11 protein-coding genes and 1 tRNA gene are annotated in these 14,017 nt (G+C 66.0%); 8 read left to right on the forward strand and 4 right to left on the reverse strand.

Annotated features, from left to right (window positions below):
* Window positions 1-3,054: chemotaxis protein CheB (locus ON00_RS14000; protein WP_342626513.1), on the reverse strand; the 3,054-nt coding region annotated here is incomplete at its 3' end.
* Window positions 3,055-3,290: 236 nt separating this feature from the next.
* On the opposite strand from ON00_RS14000, the gene ON00_RS14005 reads away from it, so the two are divergent.
* Together ON00_RS14005 and ON00_RS14010 are read left to right on the forward strand one after the other, a co-directional pair.
* On the forward strand, window positions 3,291-3,683 hold the full coding sequence (locus ON00_RS14005; RefSeq protein ID WP_010406740.1) for a response regulator: 393 nt from the start codon (window positions 3,291-3,293) through the stop codon (window positions 3,681-3,683).
* 123 nt (window positions 3,684-3,806) lie between these two features.
* Window positions 3,807-4,181, forward strand: a complete 375-nt coding sequence (locus ON00_RS14010; RefSeq protein WP_010406742.1) for a response regulator — start codon at window positions 3,807-3,809, stop codon at window positions 4,179-4,181.
* Between the two features lie 218 nt (window positions 4,182-4,399).
* On the opposite strand, the gene ON00_RS14015 is transcribed toward ON00_RS14010, so the two are convergent.
* Window positions 4,400-4,492 (reverse strand) — tRNA-Ser (locus ON00_RS14015).
* A gap of 170 nt (window positions 4,493-4,662) precedes the next feature.
* Between ON00_RS14015 and ON00_RS14020 the strand changes: the two genes are divergently transcribed.
* From ON00_RS14020 to ON00_RS20930, 3 genes are read left to right on the forward strand one after another with little or no spacing between them, the layout of a single operon-like run.
* Window positions 4,663-5,505: a DUF1134 domain-containing protein gene (locus ON00_RS14020; protein WP_010406744.1), complete on the forward strand. Its 843-nt coding sequence runs from the start codon at window positions 4,663-4,665 to the stop codon at window positions 5,503-5,505.
* On the forward strand, window positions 5,490-5,933 hold the full coding sequence (locus ON00_RS14025; RefSeq protein ID WP_029622904.1) for a DoxX family protein: 444 nt from the start codon (window positions 5,490-5,492) through the stop codon (window positions 5,931-5,933). The genes ON00_RS14020 and ON00_RS14025 overlap by 16 nt, the downstream gene beginning before the upstream one ends.
* A complete protein-coding gene (locus ON00_RS20930) occupies window positions 5,930-6,079 on the forward strand; it encodes a hypothetical protein (protein ID WP_169313335.1) in 150 nt (49 codons plus the stop codon). Before ON00_RS14025 ends, ON00_RS20930 begins: the two co-directional genes overlap by 4 nt.
* A 179-nt stretch (window positions 6,080-6,258) precedes the next feature.
* Here ON00_RS20930 and ON00_RS14030 read toward each other — a convergent pair whose 3' ends face one another.
* Both ON00_RS14030 and ON00_RS14035 read right to left on the reverse strand, forming a co-directional pair.
* Entirely contained in the window at window positions 6,259-7,599 is a 1,341-nt protein-coding gene (locus tag ON00_RS14030; RefSeq protein WP_010406746.1) for a serine hydrolase, read from the reverse strand.
* A 203-nt stretch (window positions 7,600-7,802) separates the two neighbouring features.
* Window positions 7,803-9,125 (reverse strand): dihydroorotase, encoded by a 1,323-nt coding sequence (locus tag ON00_RS14035; RefSeq protein WP_010406747.1) that lies wholly within the window; start codon window positions 9,123-9,125, stop codon window positions 7,803-7,805.
* A gap of 92 nt (window positions 9,126-9,217) precedes the next feature.
* On the opposite strand from ON00_RS14035, the gene ygfZ reads away from it, so the two are divergent.
* The 3 genes from ygfZ to ON00_RS14050 all read left to right on the forward strand — a co-directional run bounded on the left by ygfZ (window position 9,218) and on the right by ON00_RS14050 (window position 13,917).
* The gene (gene ygfZ, locus ON00_RS14040) at window positions 9,218-9,967 is read left to right on the forward strand and encodes a CAF17-like 4Fe-4S cluster assembly/insertion protein YgfZ (RefSeq protein ID WP_010406748.1); all 750 of its coding nucleotides are present in this window, start codon (window positions 9,218-9,220) and stop codon (window positions 9,965-9,967) included.
* A gap of 110 nt (window positions 9,968-10,077) precedes the next feature.
* Complete coding sequence (locus ON00_RS14045; protein WP_010406749.1) at window positions 10,078-11,265, forward strand: MFS transporter; 1,188 nt, start codon at window positions 10,078-10,080, stop codon at window positions 11,263-11,265.
* Window positions 11,266-11,439: 174 nt separating this feature from the next.
* The gene (locus ON00_RS14050) at window positions 11,440-13,917 is read left to right on the forward strand and encodes a circularly permuted type 2 ATP-grasp protein (protein WP_010406750.1); all 2,478 of its coding nucleotides are present in this window, start codon (window positions 11,440-11,442) and stop codon (window positions 13,915-13,917) included.
* Window positions 13,918-14,017 lie beyond the last annotated feature (100 nt).

Here is a 14,017-nt window from a genome sequence, read left to right on the forward strand (position 1 = left end):
GAGCAGGATCTTGCCGCGCTTGGTGTATTTGAGGGCATTGCCGAGTAGATTGCGGATCATCTGTTCGAGCAGCCGGGGATCGCTTTTCACGACGGCGGCGCTGGGAAGGATGTGCAGCGTGAGGCCGCGCGCCTGGGCGAGATAGTTGAACTCGTCGCGCAGACGATCGAGCAGATCGCCGATGGGAAAGGCCACGGGCTCAGCCTCGACGACGCCCGCCTCGATCTGGTTGATGTCGAGCAGGGCGTTCAGCATGCCCGACATGGCGCCGAGCGTCTGTTCGAGGCGCGCAATCAGCTTTTGGGGTTTTTCGCCTTCGACCGTCTGGGCCAGCAACTCTTGCAACAGCGTCAGCGATTGCAGCGGCTGGCGCAGGTCATGGCTGGCGGCAGCCAGGAAACGCGACTTGGCGACATTCGCACGATCGGCTTCGAGCTTCGATGCCTCTAGCGCCTTGGCGATCTGCTTGCGTTCGGTGATATCGGCAAAGGTGATGACCACGCCTTCGACCCGATTGTCGTGCGCGCGATAGGGAAATATTCGCCTGAGGAACCAGGTGGCATTCGGCGCGACCACCTCGCGTTCGATCGGCGCCTCATGCGCGAGCACCTCGCGCGCATCAGCCAGCAGCTCAAGATCGGTCGCGATGGCGCGGAGGTCGGAGAGCGGGCGGCCGATATCGCCCGCGATCACGTTAAACAGCGACTTGATCGCCGGTGTGAAGAAACGGATCTTCAAGTCGATATCCAAGAATAGGGTGCCGACGTTCGTGCTGTAGAGGACGTTCTGCAGGTCATCAGAGGTCAGCCGCTGCCGTTCGAGCGTTTCCTGAAGCTGGCTGTTGAGCGCGGTCAGCTCCTCATTCAGTGATTGCAGTTCCTCCTTGGAGGTCAGCAGTTCCTCGTTGGTCGACTGAAACTCCTCGTTGACCGAGAGCGCCTCCTCGTTGATCGCTTTCTGCTCCTGGCTCGACGTCTCCTGGCTCTGGATGGATGTCTGGAGCTCGGCCTGGGTCGCCTCGAGTTCACGCTCGAGTTCGGCGATGCGTGCGGCATCTCCGCCTTTCCCGGCTGAAGCCGCTCCCGCTTCCCGGCTTGTCTCCTCGACGAAGCAGATCAGCAGCAGATCCTCGGCCTCACCTGCCAGGCACTCGACGTCGATCCGGAACCAGCTCGTGACACCATCGATGACGAGCCGACTTCTGCCGCCGGTGACTCTTGGCTCTGCGGTGTTCGCCCTGTCGATCGCAAGCCTCAGCCTGGTTCTCAACGCCGGGGTCGCCATTGCGAGCAGATCCAGCGTCGCATAGCCCGGCGCGACCCGTAGGTAACGATCGGTTGGTCCCGTCGAATACAGGCACTGGCGCTTGCGGTTGATCAGCACCGCAGCCGGCGCATGATTGGTGAGGAGGGCGCGCCGGCAAATATCGGCCAGGGTGATCTCACGCGCCGACAACGGGCTCTTTCCCGCTTTGGAGAGCAGCGGAAGCGCGTCGCCGAAGCTCAGCGGAAAACCGGTGTCCCCCAGGCGACTGCGGGCGATATGACGATAAAAGCGCTCGGCCTTTGCAATGGCCTCGAACCGGTCCTCGGCTTTCCCGACTGTCTCGGAAGTGCCGAGCACCAGGATGCCGCCCTCGCGCAGCGCAAAGTGGAACAGCGCGATGACCTTCGCCTGCGCCTCGGGATTGAGATAAATCAGGAGATTGCGGCAGGAGACGAGGTCGATCCGCGAAAAGGGCGGGTCCGAAAGGACATCCTGGACGGTGAATACGACATCGCCGCGCAGCGACGGCGCAACCCGGTAGCCGGATTCGTCTTTCACGAAGAAGCGAGCGAGCCGTTCCGGTGAGATCGCGTCATCGATGTCGAGCGGATACAATCCTTCGCGTGCGGTCGCGATCGCATCGGGATCAACGTCGGAGGCAAAGACCTGCAGCTTGATCTCGCGCCCGGCACCCGCGATCGCGTCGCGGCAGATCATCGCGATCGAATAGGCTTCCTCGCCGGTGCTGCATCCCGCGACCCACACCCGAAGCGGCTGATGCGCCGGCAGTTGGCGAATGATGTCGGGGATGATTGTGCTCGCCAGCGCATCGAAAACCTTGGGATCGCGGAAGAAGCTCGTCACATTGATCAGCAGATCCTTGGCCAGCAGATCACGTTCGGCGGGATCCTTGCGAAGGAGATCGAGATAGAGGTTCAAGTGGCCACGCCGGATCGCGAGCAAGGCCATACGTCGTTCGATACGGCGCTCGAGTGTCCCCGGCTTATATTGCCGGAAATCATGTGCGGTCTCGTCCTTCAGCAGGTCGATGATCTCGGCAAGGCCTGTCGCCTGAGGATCACTGGCGCCGTCATCGGGGTGCTCGAGCCTGCTGGTGATCTGAACAGCAAGCTCCGCTAACGCGTGCGGCATTTCCGGCAAGGGCAGAATCCGATCGACCTGGCCGGTAGCGATCGCGCTGCGCGGCATGCCGTCATATTCCGCTTCATTTGGATCCTGGGCGAGGACGAACCCGCCAGCGGCCTTGAGTGCGACCAGCCCGCCACTCCCGTCGGCGCCGGTCCCGGACAGGATCACGCAAACCGCCTGCGACCCGCCCGCTTCCGCCAGGGATTTGAGCAGGAAATCGAAAGGAAGGCGCGCGCCCTGATGTGTCTGCGAGGGCGACAGGTGGAGCGCCCCCGCGCGAACAGAAAGATAGCGGCCGGGCGGGATGACATAGACGTGGTCGGCAGCGAGCGCACACCCGTCGGTTGCTTCGGACACTGTCATCGCGGTGTGCTCGGCGAGCAGCTCCACCATCAGGCTTGGATGTGTCGGGTCGAGATGCTGGACGAGAATGAACGCCATGCCTGTATCGGGCGGGAGGGCGTCGAGCAGTCTAGATGTCGCTTCGAGACCACCTGCTGAAGCCCCGATCGCAACGATCGGTAGATTCATCGGCGAAGCCCGCGCTAGCACCGGCAGCGCATCGGCCAGGAGCGGCGCACCGTCGGCGTCCCGGATGCCTGATCTTCTAACGTCCGACTCAGTTTCGTCTGCTGCCATGCAAAATAGGGTAGCACCCCAAGAGGACCAACCTGCTACGCATTGTTACAGGTGGACGAACGCGCGGTGATGCGGTGACGCTGAGTAGTTTCCGAGGCTGAACCGCGGCCCCGTCTGCCGCCATGGTCGCTTCCCTCATATCCAGTCGCCGGAGGGCTGAAGCTGTTTAGAGCCCGACACGGGGATATGCCCTGCATGCGTTGGCAAAATGACGCTGACACGGATGGAGATGCACGATGACGGACAGTCTCCGCATCGTCATTGTCGAGGATGACGTGCTGATCGCCATGGATTTGGCCGACCTGTTGATCGGGATGGGGCACGATGTCCGTGCCATCGCGCGCACTGAGGCCGAGGCTTTGACGGCAGCGGCAGAATTCCAGCCCGACTTGATGATCGTCGACGGCAACCTCGAGGATGGCAGTGGCGTATCAGCCATGCGCGAGATCCTCGCAAACCGCTTCGTGCCGCATTTCTATGTGACGGGTGATCCGCTACAGGTCCAGGGACTGGAGAGCGACGCGATCGTTGTAGCGAAGCCGTTCAACCTTCGAGGCCTGAGCAATGGTATCATGCGCGCCCGACAGACGCGGCAATCCCACACCGATCTCCGCAATGAAATCGTCTGAGCGGTGGATCGAAGCACAGTCGCGTCCGTTAATGCGGTGCGCCAAGGTTTGAGCTTCTCTGGGGCACTTGAGCGGGCAGCCTGACCTCGTTCGCGGTCTCTTTCAGGTGGAAGGAGAGGCCCCGTGGAACCACCAGCCGCCGAACGCGAGACGGTGGTCCTCGTTGTCGAGGACGATCCGATGATCCGGATGGCGGCCATGATGCTGATCGAGGGTCTTGGCTATTACACGCTTGAAGCCACCAATGCCGATGAGGCTATCACGCTGCTCGAAGACCATCCTGAGATCACCATCGTCTTCACTGACGTTCAGATGGAAGGCTCGATGGACGGAATAGCGCTGACGCATTGGGCGGCGGGTCGGTGGCCACCGCTACGCTTCATTATCGTCTCCGGCGGCATGACGCCCGAACTTCATGAAATACCGGCTGGCGCGATCTTTCTGTCCAAGCCTTATGCCGATGCTACGGTCGGCCGGCTGATCGCGCAATTTGCCTAACGTCTGGAGGGCGCGGCCTTCCATACCAGCACGGGCGCGCGCTTCGGCAGTGCTAATTCGAGGACGGCGCGTGGGGGAACCCGATCGATCGCCTCTATTCGTCGCAATTTGGGCTCGGATGGCCGCGGGAGTTCGCCGCAATCCGGCGTTGAAACCCGGACGGAAACCCGGACTCGGGGCCGCCTTCGGCGAAATTATTCAATAAATTCAATGCATTCTGGCGGAGACGGAGGGATTCGAACCCTCGGTACCAGTAAACCCGGTACGGCGGTTTAGCAAACCGCTGGTTTCAGCCACTCACCCACGTCTCCGGATCACGGCGAAGGCGGGCTATAGCCGCGCATGCGTTGCGGATCAACAGCGCGTTCGCATGTTACCTGGCCTAAATTCGACTCGGTTGGTCGCGCGCGCAGGCGTGGTTCATTGTCGCGACAGGCACGATGGCGTTACGGGGGCAGATTGAGGCGTGGGGAGAAGAACGATGCGAACAGGATGGCACAGCGTCCCGAAAAGCGGGGTCGCGTTGGTACTGGCACTCGCCACCGCCTCCGCAGGCGTCGCGGGGCAAGTGCGCACGATCGATCCCAACCAGGCGATCGACGCCGATCTGCGCGGCCAGACCACCCCAGCGCCAGCCCAGCCGCAATATCCGAACCCCGTGCCGACCGCGCCCGATGCGCAACGCTACCCCGATGCCCCGCGCTACCCGGATGCGCCGCAGTCGAGCGCGCCGCTCCCCGGACCCGCATCGGCGACCCCGACACCGCCAGACGGCACTACACGCGATGCGCGGGCGCAATCGGCCGCGCGCAACGGGGCCGACGCCGAATCCGCCGCCAGCCAGACCTTCCAGAAACAGGAACTGCTCAACGCCGCCGAGGGTACCTTCGGCAAGGGTGCGGCTGGCCTGGCCGGCATCCTCGAGCGCACGCTAAAGGAGCAGGGCGAGCCCAACGCCTATATCGCCGGGCGCGAAGCGTCGGGCGCGGTGGTGGTCGGCCTGCGCTATGGCAAGGGTACCATGTTCCACAAGATCGAGGGGCAGCAGCCAGTCTATTGGACGGGGCCGTCGGTCGGCTTCGATCTCGGCGGCGATGCCAATAAGGTGTTCGTATTGGTCTACAACCTCTACGATTCGGAAGACCTGTACAAGCGCTTCCCGGCGGGCGAGGGGCGCGTCTATTTCGTCGGCGGGTTTGCGGCCACCTATTTGCGGCGCGGCAATATCGTGCTGATCCCGATCCGGCTGGGCGTCGGCTGGCGGCAGGGCGTGAACCTTGGCTATATGAAGTTCAGCCATACTTCGAAGTGGTTCCCCTTCTGAGGCAGCGATCCGCCAGCGCCGCACCGCGTGCCCGAGCGGTGCTGCGCGCGGTGCTGGCTGTGGCCTATCTCGCGGCGGGCGTGTTGCACGTTGCGGTGCCGGGGCCGTTTCTGTCGATCACGCCCGCCTGCGTGCCCTTTCCCAAAGCCGTCATTCTCGTGACCGGCCTGTGCGAGATCGCCGGGGCGGCGGGGCTGTACTTGCCGCGCTGGCGGTGGTGGGCGGGGGTGATGCTCGCGCTGTATGCGGTGTGCGTCTATCCCGCCAATGTGAAACATGCGGTGGATTATATCGAGCATGGCACCGGGGGATTGAGCCTGTGGTACCATGTCCCGCGTTTGCTGTTTCAGCCGGTGATCGTGTGGTGGGCGCTGTTCGCCGGCGGCGTGATCGACTGGCCCTTCAAGCGGCGGAGCAGTTTCCGATGAGCGACATAGACGACACCATCATCGACACCCCCGACGGCCCGATGACCTGGGCCGCGTGGAAGAAGAAGAACCCGGTGCAAATCCCCTCCCGCCGCACCAAGGGCAAGGATTTGCCGGTGAAGGTGAAGCGCTTCACCGAGAAGTGAGCGCGGGTGTTGTTGGGCGGAAGGTTAGGGGAAAGTTCGAGCTAAAACGTCATATTGCAGGGCGTTGCGGTGACTTGGGGGTGGGGTGCCGGTTGGGTTCAAGGCGGCGGCAGGATAAAAAGTCCGCGTTTGTAGCAAGGGCGAGCACTGCTCGCGTCTGCGGGGATGCGCGTTTGCGATTAGCGCTGCGCTGCCACCTCCACAGCCCGGGTCATCAATGCGGCAAAGCGTGCGTCATCCACAACCGCCGCCGGGTCGTTCCAGCTTGCCGACATTGCATACCAGTCGCCCCCTTTGGCGTGCAGTAGGAACGTCATTGCGATCACGCCCGGTTCCGACCCGCCTTTATATCCCAGATATTGCCATCGCGCTGCCGCGTCACGGCCGACGCCCGGGTTCTGCGCCAGAAGCGCGCGCGCCTCGGCCGCAGGACCGCTCTCGGTGTGGTGCCGCAGCCAGTCCATCACCCGCACCATGTCGGCTGGGCTGGCGAACCATTCGACGCCCTCGATCTGCAACGGTTTGCCGGTTGCGAAGAGCTTTTCATCAATGGAGCTGCTCGGGGTGCGGGCGACAGCCTCCGCCAGCAGCGTACGGCGCCCCGCTTCGTCGGCCGCCGTCCAGCGTCGGCCGAGCGCGCCGCCGTCCACGCCCTTCAGCTTGAACGCCTCCAGCGTTCCCAGGAAAGGCCTCATCCCCTCGGGGCGGGCAATGCCGACGGTCGAAAGCATTGCCTCCACCTTTTCTCGCCCCAGCCCGCGCAGCAAGATGTCGGTCGCGCTGTTGTCGCTAACGGAGATCATCCGCCCGGCCAACTCGCGGAGCGACACCGCGGTGCCCGGCGGGCGCTGGGCGTACAGGCCGCCCGGCAGGGGCGTGCCGTCCAACGTCACCATGTCGTCCCACCGTCGCTCACCGGCGGTGATCGCGCGCACCAGTTCGGCCAGAATGACCAACTTGAACTCGGACCCGATCGCGAAGGCCTGGTCTGCGTTGGCGGCAGCCAAGGGGAGTGGTCCGTTCTTATCCAGGCGCGCGAACAGTATCCCCGCTTTGCCGGGCAAGGCCGCCAGCGCGGCCGCGACCGCGTCGACCGATGCTTCGGTTCTCGGCGCTTGCAGCGTGACCGGTGGCCGGATCAGCAATTGCGTGATTTGATGTGGTTCCGCCGGGGCGACTGCGATCTCGACGGGCGCAATCGCTTTCTCGTATCGCAGGCGAAAGCGAGCTTGCCATGGGGACACCGCCGTGACCTGCTCCACCGCGCCCACGGCCCCAAAGGCGTCGCGCAATTGCTTGGCCAGCGCAGCAACCGACGATGCTGGCACCTGCGCCAGGAAATCGGGGGAAAAGGTCGCGGTTGGATCGCCCTCAGTTCCGGCAAGCAGCGAGCGAACTTCCAAGATGCGATGTTCGAGCGCCGGGTCCGCCTTGATGGTGGCATCCGACCTGCTTTGCGCTCCGGCAGGCGCGATTATGCCGACACAGGACAACAGCAACCCTGCAATGAGGTGGCGCATCGACGATCCCCTTCAGGGGTGGTGTACTCGGTTAGTACACTTGGATCAATCCATCGTCGTTCTACGCCATCTAGCTATACCGCCCTGTACCGACGACGGCTGCCGGGTGCCATTTAACGACAGTGTTACGCCATCGGTTTCGTGTGTTGCTGTCATGGCCTGCGCACCGCTCGGCTTGTGGTAAGCCAGGTTGCGGCACTGTCTCACCCAAACTCAACCGCCTCGAACCGGATCGGTTCGCCCACCGCCGTCGCCGCCAGCGCGCCGTCCCACATCACGCGGTGGCCACGGACGATGGTGCCGATCGGGCGGCCGGTGAGCTCCATGCCGGTGAAGGGCGACCAGCCGCAGCGCGAGGCGAGCCAGTCCTCGGTGATCGTCCAGCGTGCCTTCAAGTCGACCACCGAGAAATCGGCATCATAGCCGACCGCGATGCGGCCCTTGCCGACGATGCCGAACACGCGCTGCGGTCCGGCGCTGGTGAGGTCGATCACGCGGGCGAGCGTGGTGCGCCCCTCCGCCACATGGTTGAGCATCAGCGGCAGCAGCGTCTGCACGCCGGGCATGCCGCTGGGCGAGCCGGGATAGGGCTTGGCCTTTTCCTCCAGCGTATGCGGGGCATGGTCGGAGCCGAGAATGTCGGCGACGCCTTGGCCGACCCAATGCCACAGCCCGTCGCGATGCGCGCCCGAGCGGATCGGCGGGTTCATCTGCGCCAGTGTGCCGAGCCGGGAATACGCCTCCTCGCCCGCCAGCGTGAGGTGCTGCGGGGTCACCTCGCAGGTCGCGATGTCCTTGTGCGCGCTCAGAAACTCCAGCTCGGCGGGGGTGGTGATGTGCAGCACATGGATGCGCCGCCGCGCCGCGCGGGCGAGCGCGACGATGCGCTTGGTCGCGAGCAGCGCGCTTTCATCATCGCGCCACACCGGATGCGAGGACGGGTCGCCGGGGACGCGCTCGTCGGCGCGGGCGTTCATGCGGTCCTCATCCTCGGCATGGATCGCGACGCGGCGATGGCCCGAGGCGAGCACGGCGGCGAGCGAGGCGTCTTCCGACACCAGCAGATCACCGGTCGAGGCACCCATGAAGATCTTGACGCCAGCGGTGCCGCGCATCCGCTCCAACTCGGCGAGATCGGCGGCATTGTGGTTGGTCGCGCCGACATAGAAAGCGTGGTCGCACCACATGCGATGATGCGCGCGGGCGAGCTTGTCGGCGATCGCCTCGGCCGAATCGGTATTGGGCTTGGTGTTGGGCATTTCGAACACGGCGGTCACCCCGCCGAGCACGGCCGCACGCGCGCCCGATTCCAAGTCTTCCTTATGGACGAGGCCGGGCTCGCGGAAGTGGACTTGCGTGTCGATGACGCCGGGCAGGATGTCGAGCCCGGTGCAGTCGATCGTCTCGCCGGCATCGCCGCTTACGCCGATCGCGGCGATTTTCCCTGCGATGACGCCGACGCTGGTCTGCACCGGACCTGCGGGCAAATGCACGGTGCCGTTCTTCAGGAGGAGATCGAAAGTCACTGCACGCACTCCGTTCGGGCGGAATCTGTCGAAGCCCTGACCTTGATCCCCGCCCGACGGGGAAAGGCAGCCTGGCGGGAAGCGCCCTGCGCATGGGTGACAAAGAGTCGCGGGCTTCCTACCTGTTCGTCATGCCAGAAACCACCCTGACCGACCGAGCGCTCCTTCGTATCGCGGGCGATGACCCGCGCGGCTTCTTGCAGGGGCTTGTCACGCACGACATGGCGAGCGTGGTGCCGGGCGCGCCGCAATGGGGTGGGCTGCTGACGCCGCAGGGCAAGGCGCTGTTCGATTTCGTGCTGTGGGCCGAGGGTGACGCGATCCTGGTCGATTGCGAGGCGAGCGCGGCGGAGGCGCTGGCGCGGCGCTTGTCGATGTACCGGTTGCGGCGCGCGATTACGATCGAGCGCAGCGAGGGCGCGGTGCATTGGGCGCGCGAGGGTGGCGAGGGCGTGCCCGATCCGCGCCTGGCGGCGCTCGGTTGGCGCTGGATTGGGGACGCGGGGGCGGCGGCCGAGGGCTGGCTGGCGCACCGGCTGTCGCTGGGGGTGACCGAGGGGGTGGCCGAGCTGGGCAGCGACCAGACGCTGTGGCTGGAATGCAATGCGCGCGAGCTGAACGGGGTGAGCTTCACCAAGGGCTGTTATGTCGGGCAGGAGAATACCGCGCGGATGCACCATCGCAGCAAGGTCAACCGGCGGCTGGTGGTCGCGCCGCTGGGTGAGGCGGGGGACCGCACGCGGGCGACGTATCCGGACTTGGGCGTGATGGTGGAACTGCGCCGGGTGGAGGCGCTGGGCGATGCGCGGGTACCCGACTGGATGGCGGCGGCGTTGGCGTAACGCAGCCGACGGTCCCCTATACCAAAGGGTGAGTCCGGATCGGGGCACGGCTCGCTATTTTCATGATCGATCGTCAGCTTTGACGGTGGCCCGCGCAGAAGGACGAAGCGATGGATAGGACAGCGCAAGCGAACCGCGCCGAACCGCGCGCGCTGTCGCACGGGCTCACGCTGACGATGGCGGTCGCGACCGGCATTGCCGTATCAAACATCTATTATAACCAGCCGATGCTCGGCATTATCGAGCGGGATTTGCCCGGCGCGTGGACCGGGCTGGTGCCGACCGCGACGCAATTGGGCTATGCGGCGGGGCTGTTCCTGCTCACGCCGCTGGGCGATCTGCTGGAACGCAAGCGGCTGATCGTCGTGCAGTTCGTGGTGCTGGCGCTGGCGTTGGGACTGGCGGCGGTGGCCCCCAATGTCGCCTTGCTGCTGGTGGCGTCGCTGCTGGTCGGGGTGACGGCGACGGTCGCGCAGCAGATCGTGCCGTTCGCGGCGCATCTGTCCGATCCGGCCAAGCGCGGCGCGACGGTCGGCACGGTGATGGCGGGGCTGTTGTGCGGCATCCTGCTCAGCCGGACGCTCGCCGGGCTGGTGGCGACGCATGCCGGATGGCGCGAAATGTTCTGGCTGGGCGTGCCGCTGGCGCTGGGCGCGGGCGGGCTGATGGCGGCGCGGTTGCCGCGCAGCCTGCCCGAGACGACGATTGGCTATCCCGCGCTGATGGCGTCGCTGACCGGCCTGTGGCGCGAATTCGCCGAACTGCGGCTGGCCGCCGCGACGCAGGCTTTGTTGTTTGCGGCCTTCACCGCGTTCTGGACAATCCTGGCCCTGTATCTGCAGACGCCGCGCTTTGCGCTGGGGGCGGATGTCGCCGGGCTGTTCGGCATTGTCGGCGCGATCGGCATTCTCGCGGCACCGGTGGCGGGGCGTTTCGCCGACCGCTACGGGCCGCACCGCGTGATCGTGCTGGGGGCGGTGCTGACGCTGCTGTCCTGGCTGATTTTCGGCGCGTGGCTGTCGATCGCGGGGCTGATCGTCGGCGTGGTCCTACTCGACTTTGCGGTGCAGAGCGCGCTCGTGTCGAACCAGCATTTGGTCTATGCGCTGCGGCCCGAAGTTCGGGCGCGGCTCAACACCATCTTCATGGGGGCGATGTTCCTGGGCGGGGCGGGCGGATCGGCGGCGGCGACGGCGGCGTGGAATGCCGGTGGCTGGAGCGCGGTATCGGGCCTTGGGATCGCGCTGTCGGCGGGGGCGGCGCTGCTCCAATTGCGCAGCATGATGCGGCGGCACTGACCTTTGGCGATGTGACCGCGCGGTTCGCGCGCACTCACATGTTGCGTGTGCGAGCCGATTGTGGCCATGTCGCGCGCGACAAAGGGGCCACTGAGTGATCGATAGCGCATCATCCATAGAGCGTTGCCCGGCACCAGGCCGGCCGCAGGGCGAAATGCCGGTGCGCGGTTTCTGATGGCGAGCGCGCCCGCCCCGTCGCTGCTCGACCCCGGCATCCACGCCGCGCGCTGGATCGCCGAGTATCGCGCGCGGGCGGTCACCGGCGATGTGCTCACTGCCGATCCCGATCCGGCGTGGGCGGCGATGTTCGAGGAACTGGCGGCGGCGGCGGGCGACGATCTCGGCCTCGCGCGCGAACGCGTGCAGCGCCATGCCGAGGATATCGGCACGGGTTTTCGCATCATCGGCGAAAGCGAGGAACGGCCGTGGCCGCTGTCGCCGGTGCCGCTGCTGATCGGCGCGGACGAATGGCGCACGATCGAGGCGGGGATCGTGCAACGCGCCGATCTGCTCGAAAGCGTGATCGCCGATCTGTACGGCGATGCGTCGCTGGTCACGCGCGGGCTGATCCCGGCGGCGCTGGTCGGGGGATCGCCCTTCTTCCTGCGACCGATGGCGGGCTTGGTGCCGTCGGGCGGGCATCATCTGCAATTCATCGCGGTCGATCTCGGGCGCGGGCCGACCGGTGAATGGCGCGTGCTGGCCGATCATCTGCGCAGCCCCGCAGGCGCGGGCTATGCGCTGGAGAACCGGCTGGCGATCGCGCGGACGCTGGGCGGATTGCAGGCGCGGCTGAACGTGCAGCGCCACGCGCCCTTCTTCGCGGCGTTTCGCGACGGGCTGGCGGCGGCGTGCCGCCGCGCGGAACCGCGCATCGGGCTGCTGACGCCGGGCCGCTATAGCGCGAGCTATGCCGAGCAGGCGCATCTGGCGCGCTATCTCGGCTTCCTGCTGGTCGAGGGTGCAGATCTCGCCGCACTGGAGGACAAGCTCTATGTCCGCACGATTGGCGGGCTGAAGCGCGTCGATGCGTTGTGGCACCGCGTCGACCCGCGTTTGCTCGATCCGCTGGCGTTCGATTCGCATTCGCGCATTGGCGTCGCCGGGCTGATCGATGCTGCGGCGGCGGGCAATGTCGTCATCGCCAATGTGCCGGGCGCGGGGGTGCTCGAATCGGCGGCGTTCGGCGCGTTCCTGCCGCGCCTGGCGACGCGGCTGTTCGGTGCGGACCTGATCCTGCCCAACATCGCAACCTGGTGGTGCGGACAGGATGACGCGCGGGCGGCGGTGATCGAGGATCTCGACCAGATGCTGATCGGCCCGGCCTTTGGCGTGGCCCCGCTGGGGCTGGGCAGCGCGGTGGCGGTGCCGGGAGCGGAGATTGTCGGCGATGCACGCGTCGCCCTGCTCGAAGACATGGCGCGGCGGCCACAGGATTATGTCGGGCAGGAAATCGTCCGGCTCTCGACCATGCCGGTGGTGACCGATGCCGGGCTGGCCGCGCGCCCTTTCACGCTGCGCGTGTTTGCGGCGCGCGGGGCGGATGGGCACTGGACCGTGCTGCCCGGGGGCTTTGCGCGCATCGCCGAACATCCCGATCCGCGCGCGTCGGTGATGGGGGAGGGCTGCTGGTCCGCTGATGTCGCGATTCATGGCGGTGAGGCGGTCGCGCCGGTCTCGCTGCTGCCGCCTGCCGACACCATCCACGTGCGCCGCAACCCCGGCACCTTGCCGAGCCGCGTCGCCGACAATTTCTTCTGGCTCGGGCGCTATCTGGAACGCGGCGAGGCGTTGCTGGCGATCATCCGCGTGATGCTGGGCAATTCGATCGATGCCGATGCCGGGGCGGCACTCGCGCCCGAGACGGTCGGGCGGCTGGTTGGGCTGGCGGTCAATGTTGGGGCGGCACCGCACCCGCCGAGTTTGCGCCGCGCCGATCTCGCCGCCTTTGCGCGCACCGCGATGGAGGATGGCGACTGGCACAGCGTGCGCTCGATCAACCGGTTGGCGCGCGGCATCGGGCAGGGGTCGCGCGATCGGCTGGCGGCGGATGTCGTGCGGCTGCTCGACGCGCCCTATCCGAGCAAGGGCGGGATGCTCGATCGCGCAGGCACGCTGCAGCGCCGCTATGCCGCTTTGTCGGGCCTGTCCGCCGAACATATGGGGCGCACCGCGGCGTGGCGCTTCCACGATCTCGGGCGCAGGCTGGAACGCGCGCTGACGGTGACGCGCGCGCTGCGCGTGTTCGGCATGGCGCAAGCGAGTGCGGATGATTTGTCGAGCCTGCTCGACCTTGCCGACAGCCAGATCAGCTATCGCCAGCGCTATCTTACGGGCATCGCCCGTGTGCCGGTGGTCGATCTGGTCGCGCTCGATCCCGGCAATCCGCGCTCGCTCGCCTTCCAGATTTGCCGGATTTGCGAGCATCTGGCGGCGCTGCCGGTGCTGGAGGATGACGGGATGGAAGAGCCGCAGCAGACGCAGGGTACGGTGCTGACCGCGATCGTCTCCACCGCGACCGCCGCTGGGCTCGATGCCGATGTGCTGGGCGATGTCGAACGGCGGCTGTTCCAATTGTCCGAGGCGATTGCGCGGCGGTACTTCCTGCAGGGTGCAGAGCCACTGCGCGCGGCGGGGATGGTGCTGGCGTGAGCGGATGTGCGATGCGCTGGATCATGCTTTCTCCCCTCCCTGGAAGGGAGGGGTCGGGGGTGGGTGGGCCCGTGGAGAAGTCGACGCCTGCATTAGACCG

This window comes from Sphingomonas echinoides ATCC 14820, from assembly GCF_000241465.1.
GTDB lineage: Bacteria > Pseudomonadota > Alphaproteobacteria > Sphingomonadales > Sphingomonadaceae > Sphingomonas > Sphingomonas echinoides.